Source organism: Kribbella endophytica, assembly GCF_054781295.1.
This window is the reverse complement of sequence record NZ_BAAGUR010000009.1, coordinates 47657-68466: the sequence shown is the minus strand read 5'-3', so window position 1 is coordinate 68466 and position 20810 is coordinate 47657. Positions and strand designations below refer to the sequence as shown.

The 20810-nt window shown below is 70.3% G+C and carries 21 protein-coding genes; 3 read left to right on the top strand and 18 right to left on the bottom strand.

What is annotated here, in order from left to right:
* Nucleotides 1-77: 77 nt before the first annotated feature.
* The 11 genes from ACYVIO_RS42525 to ACYVIO_RS42475 form a co-directional block, all read right to left on the bottom strand.
* A complete protein-coding gene (locus ACYVIO_RS42525; RefSeq protein ID WP_460656712.1) occupies nucleotides 78-728 on the bottom strand; it encodes a hypothetical protein in 651 nt (216 codons plus the stop codon).
* A gap of 29 nt (nucleotides 729-757) precedes the next feature.
* Entirely contained in the window at nucleotides 758-1588 is an 831-nt protein-coding gene (locus ACYVIO_RS42520) for a TadE/TadG family type IV pilus assembly protein (protein ID WP_460656711.1), read from the bottom strand.
* Entirely contained in the window at nucleotides 1572-2006 is a 435-nt protein-coding gene (locus tag ACYVIO_RS42515) for a TadE/TadG family type IV pilus assembly protein (RefSeq protein ID WP_460656710.1), read from the bottom strand. The genes ACYVIO_RS42520 and ACYVIO_RS42515 overlap by 17 nt, the downstream gene beginning before the upstream one ends.
* The gene (locus tag ACYVIO_RS42510) at nucleotides 2003-2383 is read right to left on the bottom strand and encodes a TadE family protein (protein WP_460656709.1); all 381 of its coding nucleotides are present in this window, start codon (nucleotides 2381-2383) and stop codon (nucleotides 2003-2005) included. The genes ACYVIO_RS42515 and ACYVIO_RS42510 overlap by 4 nt, the downstream gene beginning before the upstream one ends.
* 130 nt (nucleotides 2384-2513) lie before the next feature.
* Entirely contained in the window at nucleotides 2514-2732 is a 219-nt protein-coding gene (locus tag ACYVIO_RS42505) for a hypothetical protein (RefSeq protein ID WP_344171457.1), read from the bottom strand.
* A gap of 101 nt (nucleotides 2733-2833) precedes the next feature.
* Nucleotides 2834-3754 carry a type II secretion system F family protein gene (locus ACYVIO_RS42500; protein WP_460656708.1) on the bottom strand — a complete coding sequence of 307 codons (921 nt, stop codon included), beginning with the start codon at nucleotides 3752-3754 and terminating at the stop codon, nucleotides 2834-2836.
* Complete coding sequence (locus ACYVIO_RS42495; RefSeq protein ID WP_460656707.1) at nucleotides 3751-4656, bottom strand: type II secretion system F family protein; 906 nt, start codon at nucleotides 4654-4656, stop codon at nucleotides 3751-3753. The genes ACYVIO_RS42500 and ACYVIO_RS42495 overlap by 4 nt, the downstream gene beginning before the upstream one ends.
* Nucleotides 4657-4665: 9 nt before the next feature.
* Entirely contained in the window at nucleotides 4666-5976 is a 1311-nt protein-coding gene (locus tag ACYVIO_RS42490; protein ID WP_460656706.1) for a CpaF family protein, read from the bottom strand.
* Complete coding sequence (locus tag ACYVIO_RS42485; protein ID WP_460656705.1) at nucleotides 5973-6776, bottom strand: hypothetical protein; 804 nt, start codon at nucleotides 6774-6776, stop codon at nucleotides 5973-5975. The genes ACYVIO_RS42490 and ACYVIO_RS42485 overlap by 4 nt, the downstream gene beginning before the upstream one ends.
* On the bottom strand, nucleotides 6776-7498 hold the full coding sequence (locus ACYVIO_RS42480) for a hypothetical protein (RefSeq protein ID WP_460656704.1): 723 nt from the start codon (nucleotides 7496-7498) through the stop codon (nucleotides 6776-6778). The genes ACYVIO_RS42485 and ACYVIO_RS42480 overlap by 1 nt, the downstream gene beginning before the upstream one ends.
* Before the next feature lie 63 nt (nucleotides 7499-7561).
* A complete protein-coding gene (locus ACYVIO_RS42475; RefSeq protein WP_460656703.1) occupies nucleotides 7562-8035 on the bottom strand; it encodes a hypothetical protein in 474 nt (157 codons plus the stop codon).
* Nucleotides 8036-8212: 177 nt separating this feature from the next.
* On the opposite strand from ACYVIO_RS42475, the gene ACYVIO_RS42470 reads away from it, so the two are divergent.
* Genes ACYVIO_RS42470 through ACYVIO_RS42460 form a run of 3 tightly spaced genes read left to right on the top strand, consistent with a single transcriptional unit; the run spans nucleotide 8213 to nucleotide 16526 of the window.
* Entirely contained in the window at nucleotides 8213-15442 is a 7230-nt protein-coding gene (locus tag ACYVIO_RS42470; protein WP_460656702.1) for a hypothetical protein, read from the top strand.
* The gene (locus ACYVIO_RS42465; protein ID WP_460656701.1) at nucleotides 15439-15981 is read left to right on the top strand and encodes a hypothetical protein; all 543 of its coding nucleotides are present in this window, start codon (nucleotides 15439-15441) and stop codon (nucleotides 15979-15981) included. Before ACYVIO_RS42470 ends, ACYVIO_RS42465 begins: the two co-directional genes overlap by 4 nt.
* Nucleotides 15981-16526 carry a hypothetical protein gene (locus ACYVIO_RS42460; RefSeq protein ID WP_460656700.1) on the top strand — a complete coding sequence of 182 codons (546 nt, stop codon included), beginning with the start codon at nucleotides 15981-15983 and terminating at the stop codon, nucleotides 16524-16526. The genes ACYVIO_RS42465 and ACYVIO_RS42460 overlap by 1 nt, the downstream gene beginning before the upstream one ends.
* Here the strand turns inward: ACYVIO_RS42460 and ACYVIO_RS42455 are convergent.
* From ACYVIO_RS42455 to ACYVIO_RS42425, 7 genes are all read right to left on the bottom strand, one after another.
* Nucleotides 16511-17146 carry an acVLRF1 family peptidyl-tRNA hydrolase gene (locus ACYVIO_RS42455; protein WP_460656699.1) on the bottom strand — a complete coding sequence of 212 codons (636 nt, stop codon included), beginning with the start codon at nucleotides 17144-17146 and terminating at the stop codon, nucleotides 16511-16513. The genes ACYVIO_RS42460 and ACYVIO_RS42455 overlap by 16 nt on opposite strands.
* Nucleotides 17143-17514, bottom strand: coding sequence for a cupin domain-containing protein (locus ACYVIO_RS42450; RefSeq protein ID WP_460656698.1), 372 nt, complete (start codon nucleotides 17512-17514; stop codon nucleotides 17143-17145). Before ACYVIO_RS42450 ends, ACYVIO_RS42455 begins: the two co-directional genes overlap by 4 nt.
* An 80-nt stretch (nucleotides 17515-17594) precedes the next feature.
* Nucleotides 17595-17978 carry a metal-sulfur cluster assembly factor gene (locus tag ACYVIO_RS42445; protein WP_460656697.1) on the bottom strand — a complete coding sequence of 128 codons (384 nt, stop codon included), beginning with the start codon at nucleotides 17976-17978 and terminating at the stop codon, nucleotides 17595-17597.
* Nucleotides 17971-18429: a Fe-S cluster assembly sulfur transfer protein SufU gene (sufU, locus tag ACYVIO_RS42440; RefSeq protein ID WP_460656696.1), complete on the bottom strand. Its 459-nt coding sequence runs from the start codon at nucleotides 18427-18429 to the stop codon at nucleotides 17971-17973. Before sufU ends, ACYVIO_RS42445 begins: the two co-directional genes overlap by 8 nt.
* Nucleotides 18430-18432: 3 nt before the next feature.
* The gene (locus ACYVIO_RS42435; protein WP_460656695.1) at nucleotides 18433-19689 is read right to left on the bottom strand and encodes a cysteine desulfurase; all 1257 of its coding nucleotides are present in this window, start codon (nucleotides 19687-19689) and stop codon (nucleotides 18433-18435) included.
* Nucleotides 19686-20450, bottom strand: coding sequence for a Fe-S cluster assembly ATPase SufC (sufC, locus tag ACYVIO_RS42430; RefSeq protein ID WP_460656694.1), 765 nt, complete (start codon nucleotides 20448-20450; stop codon nucleotides 19686-19688). The genes ACYVIO_RS42435 and sufC overlap by 4 nt, the downstream gene beginning before the upstream one ends.
* A gap of 22 nt (nucleotides 20451-20472) precedes the next feature.
* Nucleotides 20473-20808 carry a non-heme iron oxygenase ferredoxin subunit gene (locus ACYVIO_RS42425; protein WP_460656693.1) on the bottom strand — a complete coding sequence of 112 codons (336 nt, stop codon included), beginning with the start codon at nucleotides 20806-20808 and terminating at the stop codon, nucleotides 20473-20475.
* Nucleotides 20809-20810: the final 2 nt, after the last annotated feature.

The window sequence follows — 20810 nt, the reverse complement described above, 5'->3', positions numbered from 1 at the left end:
AGGTTATCGCCGCCCGGGAGCATCATGCCCGCCTCAGCGTGCGTGACACCATCACAGCGGCGCGATCGTGATTAGGTCTAGGCCGGAAAGCGCACCTTGGCGCAGCTGAACGGCTTGGCGGGTCGCATCTCGCGGTACATCGACCAGCCGAGTCCGGTCTCCACCATCTGGATCACCTGCGGATAGCCCTGCGGCGCCGGCTTGACCCACGCCTTCTTGGCCGGATTCCAGTACTGCGTCCGCTGCGACAGACAGAGGTTCAGCTGGACCAGGCCGTGCGGGATGTTCACGGCACTCATCACGACCACGCTGCCCGGCGGCCGCATCACGTAGCCGCGGGTCTTGGCGGTCTTGATGTTGTCGGTGACGTCCAGGTAGAAGTACGCCGGGAACGTCTCCTTGATCACGCTGTCGTTCCGGTCGACGCGGGCCTTGTAGTAGATCGGGTACTTCGCCACGAGGCCTTGGACGGCGGGGTTGTTCGCGTAGTTCCCCGGTACGACGACGACCTGCGCCTTGGCCCCGGGCGGGGTCTTGCCCGGCGTACCGGGTTTGGTGGTCGTGCCCGGTGCCGACGGATCGGGAGTGCCCGGGGTGTCGCTCGTGCTCGTCGAGCCGGAGTCGTCGACACCTTCGGGGACGGTGCCCTTGTTGGTGTCGCCGCCGCCGCATCCGGTCAGCAGGAGGGCAACCGCGAGTACGGCGGCAGGAAGCGTCGGTCGTCGCACGACGGAGACTCCTTCGGGGCGGGTCGGCATCAGCCGGCGGTCGGGGGCACGGAGTTGCGCGGGAAAGCGGTGGGTTCCGGGCCACCCCCACCGGGAGGACTGGTGGGCGGAGACTTCGTCGGAGGGGTTCCCGGCGGCTTGTCCGTCGGGCTGTCCGAGGGACTGTCGGTCGGGCTCGGCGTCACGTTCGGGGTGCAGCTGTCCGGCAGCGGGATCGGGATGGTCAACGTCGGCTTCGGATCGCCGACCGTCCAGGTCGGGCAGCTGACGCTGATCGTGGGCGGTTCGGCCGGCTCGGTCGGCGCGCCTGGTCCCTCGGGCCTGGTGATCACGGAGATCGGCGGGATCTCCTGGGTCTCGTCCGGCTTGGTGACGCCCTGCTCGGCGTGGGCCTCGCCGGTGCCGTGGGCGTCGAGGTTTCCGATGCCGACCATGCCGAGGAACGTGGTCTTGTTGCTGATCGTCACGTCGACGGCGAGGTCCTCAGGGGTGAGCTTCGACGTACCGCAGGCGGTGACGGCCGGGTCGTTCGCGGTGACCTGGGCGCAGAACGCGGTGACCGCCGTACTGGCCTTGGTGGCGTCGATCCTGGCTTCGGCGACCTTCAGGTCGATGGTCGCGGCGCCGACTCGCGCTGCTTCCTGGGCGTAGCCGACGGCTCTCGAGCGGGCGCCCAGTTGGCGGCCGCCGTCGATGACGAGGCCTGCGAGGGTGAAGATCATCAGGGCGAGGATCACGACGGCGGGGCTGAGGGCGCCGCGATCGTTGCCGGGGGCATCGATGCGGAACCAGGCGGTCAGCCGCGTGAGAGTTCGGCGTACGGCGGGCGCTCGGCCCGCGCGGCTACGGGTTCTCGCCATCTCGGACTCCGCGGTAGGGGTCGAGGGAGCTGGAGAACTTCTTGGTGATGGTGGTGTCGCCGCCGATGCCGAGGAGGCCGAGGTCGCGGTAGTCGATGGTGCAGGTGACCTCGACCGACAGCGGCGTACCGGCGACGAAGCCGGTGGTGATGCTGCCGGAGGCGGAGGTCTTGCAGGACTCGACGGCCTGGTCCATGGTGCGGGCGACCGCTTGGTCGACGCGGGCCTGGGCGGTGGACAGATCGCGTGCCTGGCTGGCGGAACGGGCGCCGTCGCGGGCGGCGTTCTCGAGCAGGGACGAGGTCTGGAAGTACCGGCCGCAGGCCAGGAGGAAGAAGAAGAGGATCAGGAGAATGGGGGCGAGGATGACCATCTCCAGGGCCATCGTGCCGCGTTCACTTCTCTTGCGCGCGCTCATTCGCCGTCGTCCGCTTCGAACTGTTCGATGGGGCCGGTCGCCGTACGGGACACCGTCAGCTTCAGACCGGGGACCAGGGAAATGGTCTCGCCGGTGACGGTGAAGGAGACCTGGCCTTCAGGGTCGTTGTACGACGGTGCATCGACCTTCGCGTCGCCGAGGGAGTTGCCGGCGAGCTGCTGGGCGTACGCCTCGATGTCGACGCGGACCTTCTCGCCGATCGCCGGCGAGTACTGCGTCGGCTGGACCATCCGCAACCGGGAGACGCCTTCCTGGGCGGCGTTCAGGGCGACCGAGCGGCCGTACAGCCACAGCGCGCTCTGGATCGACACGAAGATCAGGGCCAGGATCGTCGGCGCGAGGATGGCCAGCTCCAAGGAGCTGGCACCTCGTTCCGACCGGGATCCGGGTACGCCGAAGCGCCGCCTGGACGAGCCGGCTCCGCCGGTCCGGGCGAGGCGGTGCCCGGTGGTGGCGGTGGTGCGCCGGCGTCCCTGCGGCAAGGCGTCAGCCCTTCTGGATCTCGCCGGTGCGCTTGTCGATGACGCCCTTCACCACGGCGCCGATGGCGATCGCGGCGGCGACCAGGATGGCCGAGATGATCGCCCACTCCAGCGCCGAGGCCCCGAGCTCGCTCTCACCCCGCCGGGCCTTGGCCCGTTGGTTGTGGGCCCGCGCCAGCGCGTACCCGACCATCGCGCGCACGAACTGCACTTCCAGGTTCATCCGATTGCCTTTCCCACTCGTGAGCCCGAACCGGGCCTCAGTATGCCCGGTACGACGACCGAACTGCCTCGACGGATCCCTTGCCCGATCCGCCGGCACCACTAACTTCCCAGGATCGCGGCTCCTGCCGGGTAGCCGAGGAAGAGCATGAAGGCGGCGCACATGACGAGCTGGGCCACCAGCATGGACTGGGAGCGTTCGCCGGCCTTGCCTTCGACGTCGGCGAGCTCCTTGCGGCGCAGGGACGCCGCGCGGGACAGCAGCGAGGCGCGGATCTTGGCGCCTTCGTCGCCGGCCAGGGCCAGTGCGGACGCTAGGTCGCGGAGCTCCTCGACGCCGAGGTCCTCGCCGAGGCGGGCCATGGCGTCCCACGGGGTGATGCCGATCAGACGAGCGTTGGCCAGCGCCTGGCGGATCCGGGCCATCGCCCAGTGGTCGCCGATCGTGGACGCCGTCATCAGCGCTTCGGGCAGCCCGCGGCCGCCGGCCAGGTTCATCGCCACGAGGTCGAGGAAGCTGCCGACCACGTGCCGGAAGTCGCGCCGGCGTTCCTCGGCCTCCTGGCGCAGCGCCAGGTCGGGCAGGAAGAACGCGAAGGCCATCGCGGCCAGCGTGACCACGGCGGGGGCCGCGCCCGGTGCAGGGAAGCCCAGGTACGACGCGGCGAACAGCACCACCGGGATGAAGATCAGCGCGCCGAGCGCGAAGAACACCTTGGTGGCGAGCATCGCCGCGAACGGCTGGTTCATCACCGCGAGGTCGCGGCGCAGCCGGCCGAACGCCCAGCCGCGCGCGTTCGCCTCGGCCTCGAGCCGCCGGCCGAGGGTCTCGCGGGCCTTGTCGACCCCGCCGAGCACCTTCTCCCCCGCCGCGCTCGCGGTCGAGCCGCTGGAGTACCCGGCCCGCCCGGCGTCGATCCGCGCGATGGTGGACAGCACGTTCGGCGCCGGCCGGACGAGCATCCGGACCAGCAGGAACACCCCGATGCCGACCAGACCGCCACAGATGAAGGCCCACGTCATCCGCCCACCACCTCCATCCGCTCGTCGCCGGCCCGTGCGGACCGTTTGTCGTCGGCCCGGATCAGGAACCGCTCGGGCACCTCGATCTTGGCCAGCTTGCGCAGCCAGACCAGCCCAACGGCGTACAGGGCGATCACCAGGAAGAGCACGAACTGGCCGATGAAGCTCGTGTACGGCTGGACGTAGACCGGGTTGAACAGCACCAGCGCGGCCGCGACCAGCAGCGTGATCGCGACGACGACCTGGACCGAACGCCGGGTCGAGCGCCGTTCGGCGGCGACCTTACGGCGTACGTCGAGCTCTTCGCGGGCCGAGTCGGCCAGGGCGGTCAGCACCTCGCGCAGACCGGGGCCGCGCAGCCGTGCGTTCAGTACGAGGGCGGCCACGATCAGGTCGGCCGACGGGTCGTCCAGGTCGTCGGCGAACCGCATCAGGGCCGAGGGCAACGGTTCGCGGATGCGGAGCCGGTCGACCAGCAGGTTCAGGCCGGGCTTGATCGCCGGCGCCGCGTTGACGGCGGTCGCCGGGATCGCCTGCTCCAGGCCGACCGCGCCGGCGATCGTGTCGCGCAGCGCCTCGGTCCAGGTGGCCAGGGCTTCCAGCCGCTCGATCGCGCGGCGTTCCTCGCCGGTGCCACCGAAGAACCGGTCGGCCATCGCGGCCAGCAGACCGAGTGCGACCGCGAGCACGAGCCAGCGGGTCACCACCAGGACGATCAGTCCGACGGCGATGCCGGCGCCGAGCCGGGTCAGCTGCCGCCGACCGTCCGCGCTGCGGCTGCGTTTGAACAGTGAGGGCGTCTCGTCGCGCGGCTCGGTCCCGCGGAGCGCGACGATCAGCAGCAGGATCCCGCCGCCGACCACCGCGCCGCTGAGCAGCGCGATCAGGGTCCGGTCATCCATCGGTCCCCCTCACGCCCACCGGCCGTGCACCATCGGCTGGTAGCCGAAGTGCTCGAGCTCGTCCATGCAGGAGATCGGCGCGTGCGCCGCCGCCCGTCCGTCGGGTCCCGGGGCGAACACCTCGCCGGACAGCACGCGGCCGTCCCAGCCGGTCACCTCGCGGATGCTCTCGACGTACCGGCTCAGCGTGCCGCCGTGCTGGTAGTCGTTGTGCTTGCGGACGAACACGACGAAGTCGAGCGCGCCGGAGATCAGCATCTGGGTGGCTTCCATCGGGAGCCGCTCGGTCGCCTGGATGGCGTAGGTGCTGATCCGGTTGAACACCTCCATCGAGCTGTTCGAGTGGATCGTCGACAGCGAGCCGTCGTTGCCCTGGCTCATCGCGTTCAGCATCGTGACGATCTCGTCGCCGAGCACCTCACCGACGATGACGCGGCTGGGGTTCATGCGCAGCGAGCGGCGGACCAGGTCGGCCATGCTCACCTCGCCGACGCCCTCGGAGTTCGGCAGCCGCTCCTCGAACGCCACGACGTTCGGGTGCAGGTCCTTGAACTCGCCGAGCCCGAGCTCCAGCGAGCGCTCGACCGTGATCAGCCGCTCGTGCGGCTGGATCTCGTTGCCCAGCGCGCGCAGCAGCGTGGTCTTCCCGGAGTTGGTGGCGCCCGCGATCATGATGTTCTTGCGGGCCGCGACGGCCGCCTTGAGGAACGAGCCGATCTCGTCGGAGAACGTCCCGTTGGCGACCAGGTCCTTCAGGAACACGCGGCCCAGGCGGGAACGCCGGATCGAGACCGCCGGGCGCGACGTCACGCCCATCACGGCCGACAGGCGGGAGCCGTCGGGCAGCCGCAGGTCGAGCTGGGGGTTCGCCGAGTCGAACGGGCGGCTGGTCAGTCCGGCGTGCGCGGCGAGGACCTGGATCAGCTCGATCAGTTCCTCGTCGGACTCCGCGACCGGTCCGGGACGCTCTTCGCGGCCGTCGCCGTACTGGACGAAGACCTGGTCGCAGCCGTTGATGTCGATGTTCTCGACCTCGGGGTCGTCGATCAGCGGCTGCAGCCGGCCGACGCCGAAGAGCGCGGAGTGGATCGCGCCGGCGATCTGCGCGTCGTCCTCGGGCGTGGGCGGCGTGCGGCCCTCGGCCAGCTCGTAGCGGGCGTGGTCCTCCAGCACCTGCACGATCAGCGAACGGGCATACTCGCGCTCGTCCTCGGCGCTCATCGGCGGTACGCCGTTGACCTGGTCGCGGCGGCGCTGCTCGTTCAGCCGCTCGGCGACCTGGACCCGCAGCTTGCGGACCAGCTCCTGGTCGGTGATCACCTACGGCCCTCCCCGTCCCGCGGCAGTGCCTGCGCCATGTCGTACTCGTACTGCGAGGGCGCCCCGACGACCGCGGCCATCTCGGCGGCGATCTCGCTGCCGGTCCGGATCAGCGCGGTCTTCTCGAGCCGGCCGTGTCCGCGTCCGTCGAAGAACGACGCGCCGACCGGGTCGTAGGCGAGGTGCCAGCGGTGGTGGATCTGGATCGACATCGCGTCCACCACCGACCAGACCTGCTTGACGCCGTCACGGCGCTTCGGGTCGGCCACGACCATCACCGCGAGCCGAGCGTCGACGTGGTGCACCAGCGACGACAGCCGCTCCCGCAGGTGGGCGACGGACGAGCCTGTCGCCGTACAGACCAGTACGACGAGCCGAGCAGCCTGTACGACGGGCAGCTGCGGCGACGAGGCCCCGATCCGCCCGCAGTCGGCCAGTACGTCGGCGCTGTGCATCTGGTTGAAGGTGATGCCCAGCGGCGCCCACAGGCCGCCCATGCCACCGATCTGCTCGGGCGAACGCACTCCGAGCATCACGTCCAGCCCACCGTCGAGCTGCTGGCTGTGCGCCATGATGACCTCGTCGCCGAGGCCCTTGCGGCCCGCGGCGGCCAGACTGACCAGTCCGCGGTCCGAGTTGAGCGGCTGGCCGCCGGGCGCGGTCATCCGGATCGCGACGTCGCTCCCGGCCGGGTCGCACTCGGCCATCAGCACCTGGCGCGGCCAGAGCGCGCCCAGCACCAGACCGGCCGTCGTCACCCCCGGCGAGCCCTTGGCGCTCGCCAGAGCGACCAGGGCCATCAGCGGGCTCCGGGGTCGTTGGAGATCTCCGGCTTCACCGAGTCGGCCAGCTTGACCAGGACCAGCGTCTTCGCCGCGGCGGCGGCCGCCACGTTGGTGACGCGCGAGTCGCGGATCAGCACGGTGATGTTGGCCGTCGTGCTCGCGCCGGTCTTGCCGTCGGTGAGCGAGCCGCTGGTGTTGGTCACCCGCGCCGCCTCCACGATGACCTGCGCGCCACCGGTTTCCTGGTTGGCGGCCGGGACCCGGACGAGGCGGACGATGTCGCCGATCCCGACCGACTCGGCCGGCGCCCGGCCGCTGTCGACACTGATGCCGATCAGTACGCCGCCCGCGGGGATGGGGTCGGGGATGAAGTTCTTCTTCGACACGAACTGACCCGGGTAGATCCACCCGGTCGTGTACTGGTTCTTGATCGAGTCCCGCTCCGACCACAGCAGCAGCGTGCCGGTCGCGCCGGCCAGGTCGCCGCGGGTCAGGTCGTCCTCGGTGATCTGCTGGCCGGGAGCCAGCGTTCCTTTGACGGCCACGAAGTACTGGCGGTCGCCGCTGCGCAGGGCGATCAGCGTGGAGCCGGCGGCGCCGAGCAGGATCAGGATCACCGCCAGGGCGGCCAGCGCGGGGCGGCGCTCGCGACTGCCGGGCAGACGTCTGCCGGTGCCGCTGGGCTTGGCCGCGCGGGCGCCGGCGGCCTGGGGACGGTTGGAGGAGGAGAAACTCACGCGCCTACCGTAATGGCCAGTAGGGACCAACTCCGCCCTCAGGTCCACAGCGTGGCGAGGCTGTTACCCCGCGGACACGTCCGCGACCTCTTCGGGCGTCAGCAGCTCGGTGAACGCACCGGGTCCGCCGTACAAGTGGTCTAGATAGCTGTACAGCGCCTGCAGGCAGCGGCCGAGCTCGCCCTGCCACTCCGGCGCCGCGGCCAGTTCGGTCGCCAGCTCACGTCCTTCGGCCAGCGTCACGGCGGCGTTGACCGGCTGGTCGAGCCGCGCATCCGCTTCTGTAGTTGAAAGATCCACCGGTACGCCGTGCCCGCGAGCCTTCCGGATCCGCCCGGCCAGAGCCGCGCGCTCCGGCTCGGGCAGCAGCCGGTCGAAGCCGGCGCCGCCGTACAACTCGTCCAGATAACCGGTCAGGGCGCCGAACAGCTCCAGGCCGTCGTACTCCGGGCCGGTGAGATTGGTGTGCCGCAGCCGGGAGGTCAGGCTGCGGGCTTCGGCGACGGTCCACGACGAGGGCGACAGAACAGTGCTCACCGAGCCAGCCTGGCACACCCAGGTTGATGCATCAGGCAACGAAAGTGGACGGCCGATGTCAATCACCCACCGTTTTCCGATCGAGATCGGAAGTCGGTTGCCTGAGGGAACCGCGCCAGTTACCTTGCGGTCACACTCACGTCACAATGAGGTGATACGGAGGGGGACTGAGCAGCGATGACCGAAGCACCTGGGGTCTCTTCGAGCGGTCGGTTGCGGTTCACGCCGGCCGAGCGGGCGCGTGCCGCACTGGGCGTCGCACTCGGCGTGGTGTCGCCGGAGGCTGTCGCGCTCGACGACGGCCGGGTCCGGCTCGGCGGTGCGGGCGAGCTGCTGGAGCACGCGGCGATGGACCGGCTGGACACACGACTGGCCGCGATGGCCGGGCGCGAGAACATCACCGACCAGCGGCTCCTGGTGGAAGCGGTTGCCGCGCTGGGCGCGGAGGTCGACCACAGCCGTGGCGGTTCGTCCCCGGTCGACGGAGCGACGGTCGCACTGGACCAGTTGCTCGATCTGCCCGACGCGGCCGAGGACGTCCAGGACGAAGCCCGGACCGTGCTGCGCAACGTGCTGGAGACCAACCAGCTCACCACCGACACCGCCGTACGACGGCTGGCCGCGGAGCGGGCTGCCGAGCGCGCTCCCCTGCTCGCCGACACCGGCAGAGCGTCGTACGAGATCCAGCGGGAGGCCGAGCTCCTCGGTCGGCCCAGCACTCCCCCGGCAATCGTCCGGCGACGTACCGAGACCGGACGGCACCGCCGCCAGGTCGGTGCGCGCCACCGCAAGGCCAATGCACCCCGCACAGCCAGTACGCCGGCAGCAGGCGGCCTGACCGCGACCGGCCGCCCGGAGTCCGAGCCGAAGCTGACACCGGCCGAGGCACTCGACGCGCTCAGGCTGGTCCAGCCCAGCGACCTACCCGGTGAGATCACCACCCCGAACGACGTCACCAGCCGAGGCCTCGGTCTGGTCACCACGGCGGACCACGGCCGCCAGTACTTCCGGGTGCTGGACGAGGAGCCGCCGGGCCGGCTGGTCGCGCACACCACAGTGCGGTCGGGCAGCTTGACCGATCCGCACCTGGTCCGGATCGCCGGCCGGGTGCCCGCCGAGCAGCTCCCTCGTGTCTGGGCGAGCCAGATCGGCGGAGCGCTACGGGAGGTCAGCGCCAAGGCGCCTACCAGCAGGATCGGCAAGCTCCGGGCGCATTTCCCCAGGTTCCAGGGTCGCGAACGGCAGGCGGCCGCGCAGTACGACCAGTTCCGGCTGGTCAGCCGCAACTGGCGCGAGGAGCAGCTCCAGGCCACGCCCGACCAGGCCAAGCTGACCCAGCTGCGCGGTGAGCTCGAGCAGCTGGCCAGTGCGATCGAGCGGACCGGCCAACCGGCTCCGGCGCTCCCCGACTCGGCCCGCGCCCTCATCGTCGTACCGCAGACCCAGCCGGCGCCGGCTCCGGCCCAGCCGAACACGCCTGCCCATCTGCGCGAGCAGGTGGTCCAGGAGATCGCCGGACTCGAGAAGGCCGCGGAGGGACTCGACGGCCGCGCGAAGAGTCACCGTACGACGGCTGAGGACGCCAAGACGGCCGCCACCGACTCGGTGGCCAAGGCGGAGGTCGAGGAGGGCCGCAAGGACTCGGCAGGTGGAGTACGCGGCCGCAAGCTGCGGGTCGCCGCACAGTCGTCGAGCCGCAAGGCAGGGCGGCACGAGACGATCGCAGAGACCTGTGGTGTCGCCGCCGCCCAGGCGCGAGAGGCCGGGCAGGCGTACGGCGCTCTGCTCACCAAGCTGGAGGAGCTGGAGGCCTCAGGCGGCAAGCCGGGCCCGGAGATCCAGCAGCTGGCCCAGGCTGCGACCGAGAAGGTCTCGGCGTACCGGGCTGCTGTCACGGCGACCATGCCGTCGCAGGACGTCCAGCACACCGCGATCACGTCCGGCCGCTTCCCGCACCTGACCAAGCTGACCCGTGAGCTCAACCAGGAGCTCTCCCGGCGGCAGAGCACCTTCCGCTACACGCCGGAGGTGCTGCACCGACGGCTCCGCTCGGCGACCCGGCGAGTGCTCTCACCGGACGGCGTCCTGCTGACCGTCGGCAACAACCCGCGGGCGGACGCCGCCGGCGTGATCCAGTTCAAGGTGAAGCTGAGCCCCGGTGAGCTGCGCGAGGTCCTCTCGTCGCCGCTGACCTTCGACGAAGGTGCGCTCGCCCAGCTGCGGCAGGGCGGCTTCAGTGTCGCGACGACCACTGTCGAGTCGCTCGGTCAGAACAGCGCCGCCGGCCTCAGGGCACTCACGGCGGCCTTCCCCGACCACAGCGCGCTCAAGGGCTTCTCGCACGTCATCACTCCCGGGTTCGAGCACGCCGTCGGCCAGAGCCACTCCGTCACCGGCAGCGCCCAGGAGAACGGTCTGTCCGGCGCGGTCGAGGTCCTGAACGGCGAGATCCTGCGCTACTCCGCCGACGCGCCGGAGTGGCGCTGGCAGGTCCGTGGTGGCGTGGGCGAGCCGTGGTCGCAGACCAACGTCGTCGACTCGGGCGACCCGCAGGACGCCACGCAGTTGGTGATGGGCATCAGCCACAGCTACACGGTCGCTCCCCCGAAGGACACCGTCCGGCTGGACGACCTCGAGTTCGGTCCGGACGTCGACCCCGCCGTCGCCCTGGAACGGACCGAGCAGCTGCCCGAGCACGTCGCGTCGCGGGTCGACGGCATGGACGACCTGGCCGACAAGGGGATCGCCGGGCTGGGGAGCCGGCTCGGCAAGCTCGACCGGACCGCGGTCGACCAGGTCCGCGCGATGTGCGTCGAGGACGCTCCGGCGGCGCTCACCGAGGCGACCCGGCCGGGCGGGTTCGGCCGGATCATCTACAACGGCGGGCGCGCGGTCGCGTACGCGCAGCTGAGGACGACCGTCGTCCGCGACTCCGCGGAACTGCTCAGCGACAGCTCCCCCGAGCACAAGATCGAGCGGATCCGGGTGGGCTTCTCCGGCGCGAGCGGCGGCCAGTCCTTCGGGACGTCGTCGTCGACCGGGGCCACCCTCGAGTACCCCGGCAAGGCCATGAGCGACTTCGCGGGCAGCACGGACTTCGGCCCGACCCTGCGCGTCGGGCGCAGCGTGTCCCGCGGCGACAGCCTCAACGTCAGCGACGTCGCCATCCACCCGAGCGTCCAGCGGACCGAGGAGACCATCGGCGTCAAGGTCCGGCTCGAGCACACGCTCACCTTCCACCGGCTCGACAAGGAGGAGTCGTTCGACGTCGAGAACGCCGGCGACGCCGTACTGCGGCTGCCGGAGAACGAGGCGGCCGACAACAACCTCCCCTTCCCGAAGGCCGCGCTCGTGCTCGACGAGAACGGCAAGGCCCAGCTCAGCGCGGACGGCGGTGTCCTGACCCGCGGCTGCGCCCAGCCGGGCGAGCCGATGAAGCTGCCGGTCTGGATGGGCAACGACAAGGGCCAGCTCCGTGGCGCGGGCGCCGCGCTGGTGCAGAAGCTGCGTGGCGCCGATCCGGCGTACAAGGCCTTCGTGCGACACCTCAGCGACGAGGGGATGGTGCCGAAGCTCGACAAGGACTTCCAGCCGATCCTGAAGGGCGCCGACCTCCAGGACCCGGTGGTGGTCAGTCAGCTGGCCAACCTCGAGCGGGTGTCGCAGCAGCTGTCGCAGCACCGGTTGGAGACCGGGTACGACCAGGCCTGCCAGGGCGGATTCGTGTTCGCGCTGACCCAGCACCGGGTCAGGGAGTCGCCGCAGGAGCGGACCTACCGGGTCGCGATGACGCAGGACTTCAAGAAGCCCCGCTGGCTCGGGCTGAACCGGTCGCAGACCGCCGCCAACCTGCACATCGGGTCGAACACGACCAGCCGCTCCCGCAGCCGGTCGAAGGGACTGCCCTGGACGGCCAAGTTCGGCCTCAGCGACAAGCCGGGGGAAGGCCAGGCGGGCAGTACGCCGAGCGTCGGGCCGTCGTACGGGCGTTCCGCGATGGGCCGGTTCTTCTCCTGGGTGACCGGTACGACGGTCAACGGCGTGACGCTGACCGAGAGCTCGGGGCCGCTGGCAGACTTCCGGATCAACCACACGCTGACCGTCACCGAGGTCTTTCCCGACGGCGACTCCGACCCGATCGTCGAGGTCGAGGGCAGCGCCAAGATCTCGATCGACAGCGAGTTCTGCGACCGTGGCGAGCCGCAGTGCGTCGCGATCGACGGCCAGGTCAACGCTCAGCTCCTGCAGACCGCGACCTGGCAGCACCTGGACGGCGGCGACATCGCGACCCGGCTGACCGCCGCCATGCCCGCGGTCGCTCGCAGCGACTCCGCCGCCCTGCACCACCTGGCCGGCTTCGTCAGTGTGCGCAACCTCAACGCGCACCCCGAGATGCTGACCACCGAGTACCGGACCGACTTCGCGGTCAGCCCGGCGCCGTCCGACGCCCAGCAGGCGGTCGCCCAGCGCGGTCTCACCCCGCGCCGCGGCAGCATCACGATGACCACGAAGATCGAGAACCTCCGATACGTCGGCAGCGGGCACCCGATCATCGGCGACATCAACCTGACCCTGGACAGCGCCGGCTTCACCACCGGCAGCTCGACCGGGAACACCGCCGGCATCGGTGGCGGCACCGGATCGGTCGACCCCGTCGGTGACGGCTGGAGCGGCTCGGTCGGCGTGAGCCGGTCGGGCAACATCTCCAGCTCCAGCAACGAGCTGGCGATCCGGGGCGTCGAGCGGCTGAACATCAAGGACGGTCAGCACTACCAGTTCGTCGGCGACCTCAAGCTGGAGGCCAAGATCAAGGCGGCCGGACTGGCCGCGCCGCAGAAGGTGGAGCTCGACGCCGGCACGGTGATGCTCACGCTCCCCGAGCGGGACGCGTTGCAGATGTACGGCGCCAAGGACATGGACCTGCCGCTGGAGAAGGTCGCCGACGCGGTCGAGCGGCTGAAGGACGGCAACCTCAGCCTCGACCGCCGGACGTCCGCGGCCATGATCCGGCGCTACCAGCTCGACAAGAAGGGCGTCACCACCGGACTCGCGGCCACGCACACCGACGAGCAGCTGAAGGCGCTGCTGCGCCGTAAGGTGCCGGTCACCAAGCCGCAGTCCCAGCCGGAGACGTTCGAGCAGGTCGCGGCCGACGCCGAGAAGGTCGCCGCGACGCGGGCCGAGGCGCAGCTGCCGGACCACTACAAGACCACGATGGGCGCCGGGCTGATCGACCGCGACCTCTTCCGCGACGCCGACGGCAACGTCACCACGATGGAGCGTGAGGTGAACGCGGCGGTCGCCGAGGCGGTGCCGGACGCGAGCGCCGACCCGGCCGTCGGTGCGGCGATCCGCAGCCAGCTGGCCTCGATCCGCTGGCGCGGGCACGCCGAGAAGGTCAAGGACCCGACCGGGTTGAACCTGGAGCTGCCGTTCGGCGGCGAGGAGCCGGGGACGTCAGCGCCGCGCGTCCTGCGGATCCGCGCCCGGATGGTCCGCACCGGACCGATCACCATCGACGAGGCACCGGGCGAGGGGACTCCCCCGCAGCCGGCCGCCGGCGCGACGCCCGCCGTGCCGGCCGCAGCAGTGACGCCGGCTGTCGCGGCCGAAGGCGCGGCTCCCGAGGGCACGGCGACGGCCGAGGGCGACGAGCCGGAGCAGACCGAGAACGCGCTGATCATCCTGCAGGGCTACGACTACATCGAGGAAGGCCGCGGCATCACCCGCAGCGTCGGGTACGGCGCGGAGCTCGGTGCCGGCCTCACCGACGGCGACGCCGGGTCGGCCGGGCTGAGCACCGAGCTGACCACGTCCGAGTCCGTCAACGTCGTCGACCAGAGCACCCACCTGAGCCGCGCGCTGTGGTCGAAGACCAAGCGGGTCGAGCACGACTTCCGGCTCGTCATCGAGGTCGAGGAGGTCCCGGGCCCGGGCGCCGAGACCAAGGGCAAGCTGCGCCAGACCGCCGACCGCCTCCGCAACGACGAGAAGCGCCCGGCGCCCCACAAGCGTGAGGCCACCGGCCGCATGACGCTGCTCGTACCGGCCTCCGACGTGAACCAGGTGCCGTTGAAAGCGCCGGAGTTCACCGACCACCGCCCGGTCGTGCTGTCGACGCAGAAGTTCCTGCGCGGCATCCAGCTGCACGACCAGAACGGCGAGCTGCCCAACGAGCAGGAGACGATCGACGACCCGAACTTCGACGACGCGCTCGTCACGCGGGTCACCAGCGAGCTGGGCGGCCGCCGCTGGCTGACCAGGGCCGGCGTCCAGCAGCACAAGGGCCTCCTTCGCGAGGAGCTCAACGGCAGCGCACGCCGGATCGCCTTCGAGCGTTCCGACGGCACCGGCAGCCCGTGGACGCCGGGCCTGCCCGTGCCCGGACACGGCTCGCGCCAGGTCCGGCTGCGGCTGCGCGCCGACCTGTCCGGTCTGCAGCTCGTTTCGGACAGCTCGGAGCACGCGCAGCTCGGTGAGGCGCACCGTAACCAGGTCGCCGTCAACACGAGCCAGGAGAGCACCCGGCTGGCCCCCACCAGCCAGAACATCGGGATCTCGGACCCGACCACCGGGGTGAGGTTCGGTGTGTCGTCCGGTGAGCAGGCGAAGGAGAAGAGCTCCGACACCTCCGGCAACCGCGACGAGACCAACTCCAACGAGTCCGGCGAGCTCGTCACCGTGCAGCTGCTGGTCACGTTCCACGTCGACGCCCGGCGGCAGCGCACGACCCGCGACCACCAGACGAAGGTCACCCACGAGGCGACCTTCGAGAACGCCGCGACCGGTGTGGTGACGCTGAGCGTGTTCCGGCACGAGTTCGAGGCGATGCAGGCCCGGATGGAGGCCGGCCAGGCGCCGATGCAGCACTGGAACCCGGACGAGCTCGCCAAGCTGGCCAAGCGCGTCCCGGTACGACGGGTGGCCGCCAGCGAGGTCGTCACCGGCCCCGACGGCTCGAAGAAGGTCGAGCCGTACAAGCCGCTGGTCAAGGCGCTCGAACGGGCCCGCAAGGAGCAGGTCGAGGTCGTCGTCACGATGAAGCAGCAGGACGGCGGCAAGCAGGTCTACCGTGCGCTGCCCAACGGCACGATGGTCGGCAAGGACGACAACGGGTACGGCGCGGCGTTCGGCGCGCTGCACCCGTCGCTGGCGATGCTGGCCGAGGGCAACAAGGTCGACCTGCGCGCCCTGTACGACGCCAAGGGCGCCGGCGAGCGGTTCAGCGGGACCGTGGTCCAGGCGCTCGAGGAGAAGGGCGTGCCGGCCTCGGCGCTGACCGGGCTCGACCACACCCGGTCGAGTCCGCACAACGCACCGGAAGAGGCGCAGGGCGCGAAGGCGCACGCGGCGCAGCACGTGGCGATGGCCCGCGGCAAACGCGGCAGCGGAATGGGAGTCCAGTGAGCGACCACGACCCGACGTACGCGATCGCCAGGACCGGCGACGAGACGCTGCTGTTCCTGGAGCTGAACCCGTGCCCCGACTGCGGCTCGATCGAGACGCCGTGGGAGCACGGGCTGGCCGACGAGGACGGCGAGCTGGTGATCAGCTACGCCGGGATCTGCTCCGGCTGCGGCGCTTCCCGCGAGTACTTCTTCGGGCTGCCGGAGACCGAGTCGGTCGGGCCCTTCCCGAACTTCGGTGGACCCGAGCCGTCGGAGCTGCTGGACGCCGGGCAGTGGATGTCGGTCGCCGACAGCGCGGCCGCTTCGGTGCCCTCGGATGCCTCGACCGACGACCAGCAGGCCGCGACGGTCATGGCGATCGCGCGGGCGGCGGTGGAGGAAGTGATCAAGTTCGTGCCGCCGGACGGCGCCGTCGTACCCGACGATGCCTTCTGGACCGACGAGGGGCGTGCGCTCCGGGACGCCGAACCGGGTAGGTTCCGGGTGGAGCGACTGCTCGTCGTCCGTGACAGCTACAGCGATCCGGGAGTTGTTTGATGCTGACCGCGAGGACCTTGGCCGAGGCAGAGGTCTACCTGAGCGTGCTGGCCACCGCCGTCGAGGCGCCGCGGGTGACCGCGACGCCCGAGATCAGCCGGACCGAGGGCGAGGAGGCCTGGACGGTCAGTTCGCCGACCGGAGAGGTCCAGGTGCTGTACAGGACCGAGGAAGCGGCGCGACTGAGCGAGGCCCGGTTCGGCCTGGGCAACTCGCTGCTGCTCGACGCGGGCGACTGGGTGCAGCTGGCGTCGGTGTGGGCGCAGCGCGCGCAGGACGCCGACCTGGAGTACACCGGGCAGCCGGGCCAGGACCGCGCGCCGGTCGAACTGAACTGGGAGTTCGCCCGGGACGCGATGGGTGAGGCGCTGAAGTTCCTGCCTGAGGGCGCCGATGAGATCCCCGACGAGGGTTTCTGGACCGAGCTCGGGCTGCGCACGCACGAGCTGGACCGCGAGCTGTTCACCCGCGCGAAGCTCACTGAGGACTACGAGTTCTACCGCGACACGCTGATCGACTTCCGCAAGCTCTACGGCGAGGCCTGATCGCCTTCCGGGTCGGTCAGTTCGATCCGGATCGCCCGGGCGTCGACACCAGCCTGCTCGAGCACCTTCTGCTTGGGATCGGCCACCCCCAGAAAGGGTGGCCGGACCAGGCCCCTCAGCGCCTTGAGCCGCGGGTCCTCCAGCACGGTGTCGATCGCCTTCCGGTCTCCCCCGGTCACCAGCGCGTCCAGCTTGGCCGGCGCCAGAATCCGTACGGCGACCTCCGTCGCCGCGTTGAACGCCTCCCGCGCCTGGTTGTCCCGCCGCCGGGCGAACCGCTGCTGCGACCAGCCGCCGGCCTTCGTCGTCCCCTGCACGTGCCGCGACCCGACCTTCGAGTCGGTCAACCTGCCGCCGACAAAGACGCCCGCGCCGTAGCCACCCCGCCGTACCAGCAGCAGTCCGAGCCGGTGGTCGCCGAGCACATGCGCGACCAGGCCTTCACGCGTCAGTTCGTCGAGCGGCCCGAACGGAACGGCGATCTCGGCAATCGAGCCGTCCTCCCCCACCACCCGTACGACGTCCGGCTTCACGTCGTACGACGTCTCGCCGTGCCGCTCCCCGAACCCGGTCAGCCACCGATCGAGCCGCTCCGGAGCGACGGAAACGACGCGAGTCACCTGCGGAAGTCTTCGATGTTGACGGTGGGAATGCCGCCGCCGGCCCGGGCGATGATGGCGACCGACGGCTCGTCGGTGGGGTTGGACTCGCGGTGGATGGTGAACGCGGGGACGTGGATGAAGTCGCCGGCCTCCGCGTCGAGGTAACCGTCGCCGCCGTCGAACTCCAGGCGCAGGATGCCGGAGACGACGTACAGGCTGGTCTCGTTGCGGTCGTGGTGGTGCCAGCCGGAGATCGCGCCCGGCGCGGTCTCGACGCGGCCGGCCCAGAGGATCGGCAGCTCGAACGCCTTCTTCCGGAGCATGCCGCTGGTCGGATCGGACTCGATCAGGTCGACCTCGCGGATCACGCGCACCGGTTCGCTCATCCGTCCATTGTCACGCAACCGAAGCCGGGCATGCGAAAGCCCGGGCCACCTGACCCGGGCTAGCGCAGTACGGGGAGAGCTCAGACGTTGAAGCCGAGCGCGCGGAGCTGCTCGCGGCCGTCGTCGGTGATCTTCTCCGGGCCCCACGGCGGCATCCAGACCCAGTTGATCCGGAAGTCGTTGACCAGGCCGTCGAGCGACATCCGGGTCTGGTCCTCGATCACGTCGGTCAGCGGGCAGGCCGCCGACGTCAGCGTCATGTCGATGATCGCGGTGTTGCTGTCGTCGACGGTGACGCCGTAGATCAGGCCGAGGTCGACGACGTTGATGCCGAGCTCGGGGTCGACGACGTCCTTGAGCGCCTCCGTCACGTCCTCGACGGCGACACTGCTGCCGGCCGGGGCCGCGGCTGCTTCGAGGTCCACCTCGGGCAGCTCGATCTTCTCTTCGGTCTGGTCAGGCATTGCTCACTCCCTCAGTCTTGGCCAGCGCCTGGGCGGTGGCGTCGCGCCAGGCCGACCAGCCCAGCAGCGCACACTTCACCCGGGCCGGGAACTGCGCGACGCCCGCGAAGGCGACGCCGTCCTCGAGTACTTCCTCGTCCGGTTCGACGTTGCCCCGGCCCTGCATCAGCTCCAGGAACTTCTCGTACGTCGCCATGCCCTCGGCGACCGGCTTGCCGATCACCAGGTCGCTCATCACCGAGGTCGCCGCCTGGCTGATCGAGCAGCCGACCGACTGGTGCGTCACGCCGGTCACGGTCTCGCCGTCGAGCTCGACCCGGAGGGTGACCTCGTCCCCGCAGGACGGGTTCACGTGGTGCACCTCCACGTCGTACGGCTCCGCGAGCCCAGCGTGGTGCGGGCTGCGGTAGTGGTCCAGGATGATCTCCTGGTACAAGCTGTCGAGCTGCATATCTCAGTCCACCTTGAAGAACGATCGGACGAATCCGAGTCCGTCGACGAGCGCGTCGATCTCCTCGGGTGTCGTGTACAGGTAGAAAGACGCTCTGGTCGACGATTGCATTCCGAACCGCTCGTGCACCGGCCGCGCGCAGTGGTGCCCGGCGCGGACCGCGATGCCACGGGTGTCCAGCACGGTCGACACGTCGTGCGGGTGGACGCCGTCCAGCTCGAAGCTGATCGCTCCCCCGCGGTCGACCGCGGTCGTCGGCCCGAGGATCTTCAGGCCCGGCACCGTCTGCAGGCCGTCCAGCGCGTACGCCGTGATGGCCTGCTCGTGGGCGGCGACCTTGTCCATCCCGATCCCGGACAGGTAGTCCAGCGCCGCACCGAGACCGACCGCCTGCGCGATCGGCGGCGTACCGGCCTCGAACCGGGCCGGCGGCGGCGCGTACGTCGAACCGGTCATCCGGACGATCTCGATCATCTCGCCGCCACCGAGGAACGGCGGCAGCGAAGCGAGCAGGTCGTACCGTCCCCAGAGCACGCCGATGCCGGTCGGGCCGACCACCTTGTGACCGGTGAAGGCCAGCAGGTCGGCACCCAGCGTCGAGACGTCGACCGGGAACTGCGGCACGGCCTGCGACGCGTCGACCACCATCACGGCGCCGACGGCGTGCGCCTTGGCGGCGATCTCGGTGATCGGGTTGATCGTGCCGAGCGCGTTCGACACCCAGGTCAGCGAGACGACCTTCGTCCGCTCGTTGATGAGTTCGTCGATGTTACTCAGGTCGAGGCGGCCCTCGTCGGTGACGCCGAACCACTTCAGCGTCGCGCCGGTCCGCTCGCAGGCCAGCTGCCACGGGACGATGTTGCTGTGGTGCTCCATCTCGGAGATCACCACCTCGTCACCCGGCTTCAGCGAAGCACCGAGCGTGTACGCCGCCAGGTTGAGCGCCTCGGAGGCGTTCTTGGTGAAGACGATCTCGTCGCGGTTGGCCGCGCCGATGAACGCGGCGACCTTGTCCCGACCGCCTTCGTACGCCGCGGTCGCCTCGGCCCCGAGCTGGTGCATCGCGCGGGCCACGTTCGCGTTGTGCTTGAGGTAGTGGTCCTCGATCGCCTTCACGACCTGCGCCGGCTTCTGCGACGAGTTGGCCGAGTCCAGGTAGACCAGCGGGAACCCGCCCGCGAGCTCGCGGGACAGGATCGGGAAGTCCGCCCGGACCGACTGCAGGTCCAGCGGACTGCTGAAGGTCCGGGCGTCCGTCATGCCTTGGCGCCCGTCTTCAGGAACCGCTCGTACCCGTTGGCCTCGAGCTCGTCGGCCAGCTCGGCGCCACCCTCTTCGGCGACCTTGCCGTCGACGAACACGTGCACGAAGTCCGGCTTGATGTAGCGCAGGATCCGCGTGTAGTGGGTGATCAGCAGGACGCCCTTGTCGCCGGCCTCGGCGAACCGGTTGACGCCGGTGGAGACGATCTTCAGCGCGTCGATGTCGAGGCCGGAGTCGGTCTCGTCGAGGATCGCGATCTTCGGGTTCAGCAGCTCCAGCTGGACGATCTCGTGGCGCTTCTTCTCACCACCGGAGAAGCCCTCGTTGACGTTGCGCTGACCGAAGTCGGCGGCCATGTCCAGGTCGGCGAGCGCCTTGTTGACGTCCTTGACCCAGGTCCGCAGCTTCGGCGCCTCGCCGTCGATCGCGGTCTTGGCGGTGCGCAGGAAGTTCGACACCGACACACCGGGGACCTCGACCGGGTACTGCATGGCCAGGAACAGGCCGGCCCGGGCGCGCTCGTCGACGGCCATGTCCAGCACGTCCTCGCCGTCCAGCGTCACGGTGCCGCTGGTGACGTTGTACTTCGGGTGGCCGGCGATCGAGTAGGCCAGCGTGGACTTGCCGGAACCGTTCGGGCCCATGATCGCGTGCGTCTGACCACCGGCGATGGTCAGGTCGACGCCGCGCAGGATCTCCTTCGGGCCGTTCTCGGTGTCGACCGACACGTGCAGGTCGCGGATCTCGAGTGTCGCCATGGGTTTTCTTCTATCTCCGTCGCTAGGAAGCTTGGTTCAGGGGGTTCTTGACGTCGACCAGCACGTCGTCTCCGTCGAGCCGGACCGGGTAGACCGGGACCGGGTCGTACGCCGGCAGGCTGGTCGGCTCACCGGTGCGCAGGTCGAACCGGGAGCCGTGCAGCCAGCACTCGATCTCGCAGTGGCCGACGTCGCCCTCGGACAGTTGGATCTGCGCGTGCGAGCACTCGTCGCGGACGGCGAAGACCTGGCCCTCGCTCTTCACGACGGCCACCTCCACGCCGCCGACCTCCGTGGCCAGCACTCCCTCGTCGGGGAGGTCTGCGAAGGCGCACGCGCGTTCGAACGTGTCGCTCATGT

Bases quoted from the DNA above. Each gene is read 5' to 3' on its own strand.
- ACYVIO_RS42520 (WP_460656711.1), bottom strand. From the start codon at position 1,588: ATGGCGAGAACCCGTAGCCGCGCGGGCCGAGCGCCCGCCGTACGCCGA.
- ACYVIO_RS42425 (WP_460656693.1), bottom strand. From the start codon at position 20,808: ATGAGCGACACGTTCGAACGCGCGTGCGCCTTCGCAGACCTCCCCGAC.
- ACYVIO_RS42495 (WP_460656707.1), bottom strand. From the start codon at position 4,656: ATGGATGACCGGACCCTGATCGCGCTGCTCAGCGGCGCGGTGGTCGGC.
- ACYVIO_RS42450 (WP_460656698.1), bottom strand. From the start codon at position 17,514: ATGAGCGAACCGGTGCGCGTGATCCGCGAGGTCGACCTGATCGAGTCC.
- ACYVIO_RS42515 (WP_460656710.1), bottom strand. From the start codon at position 2,006: ATGAGCGCGCGCAAGAGAAGTGAACGCGGCACGATGGCCCTGGAGATG.
- sufC (WP_460656694.1), bottom strand. From the start codon at position 20,450: ATGGCGACACTCGAGATCCGCGACCTGCACGTGTCGGTCGACACCGAG.
- sufU (WP_460656696.1), bottom strand. From the start codon at position 18,429: ATGCAGCTCGACAGCTTGTACCAGGAGATCATCCTGGACCACTACCGC.
- ACYVIO_RS42435 (WP_460656695.1), bottom strand. From the start codon at position 19,689: ATGACGGACGCCCGGACCTTCAGCAGTCCGCTGGACCTGCAGTCGGTC.
- ACYVIO_RS42505 (WP_344171457.1), bottom strand. From the start codon at position 2,732: ATGAACCTGGAAGTGCAGTTCGTGCGCGCGATGGTCGGGTACGCGCTG.
- ACYVIO_RS42500 (WP_460656708.1), bottom strand. From the start codon at position 3,754: ATGACGTGGGCCTTCATCTGTGGCGGTCTGGTCGGCATCGGGGTGTTC.
- ACYVIO_RS42470 (WP_460656702.1), top strand. From the start codon at position 8,213: ATGACCGAAGCACCTGGGGTCTCTTCGAGCGGTCGGTTGCGGTTCACG.
- ACYVIO_RS42460 (WP_460656700.1), top strand. From the start codon at position 15,981: ATGCTGACCGCGAGGACCTTGGCCGAGGCAGAGGTCTACCTGAGCGTG.
- ACYVIO_RS42445 (WP_460656697.1), bottom strand. From the start codon at position 17,978: ATGCCTGACCAGACCGAAGAGAAGATCGAGCTGCCCGAGGTGGACCTC.
- ACYVIO_RS42485 (WP_460656705.1), bottom strand. From the start codon at position 6,776: ATGGCCCTGGTCGCTCTGGCGAGCGCCAAGGGCTCGCCGGGGGTGACG.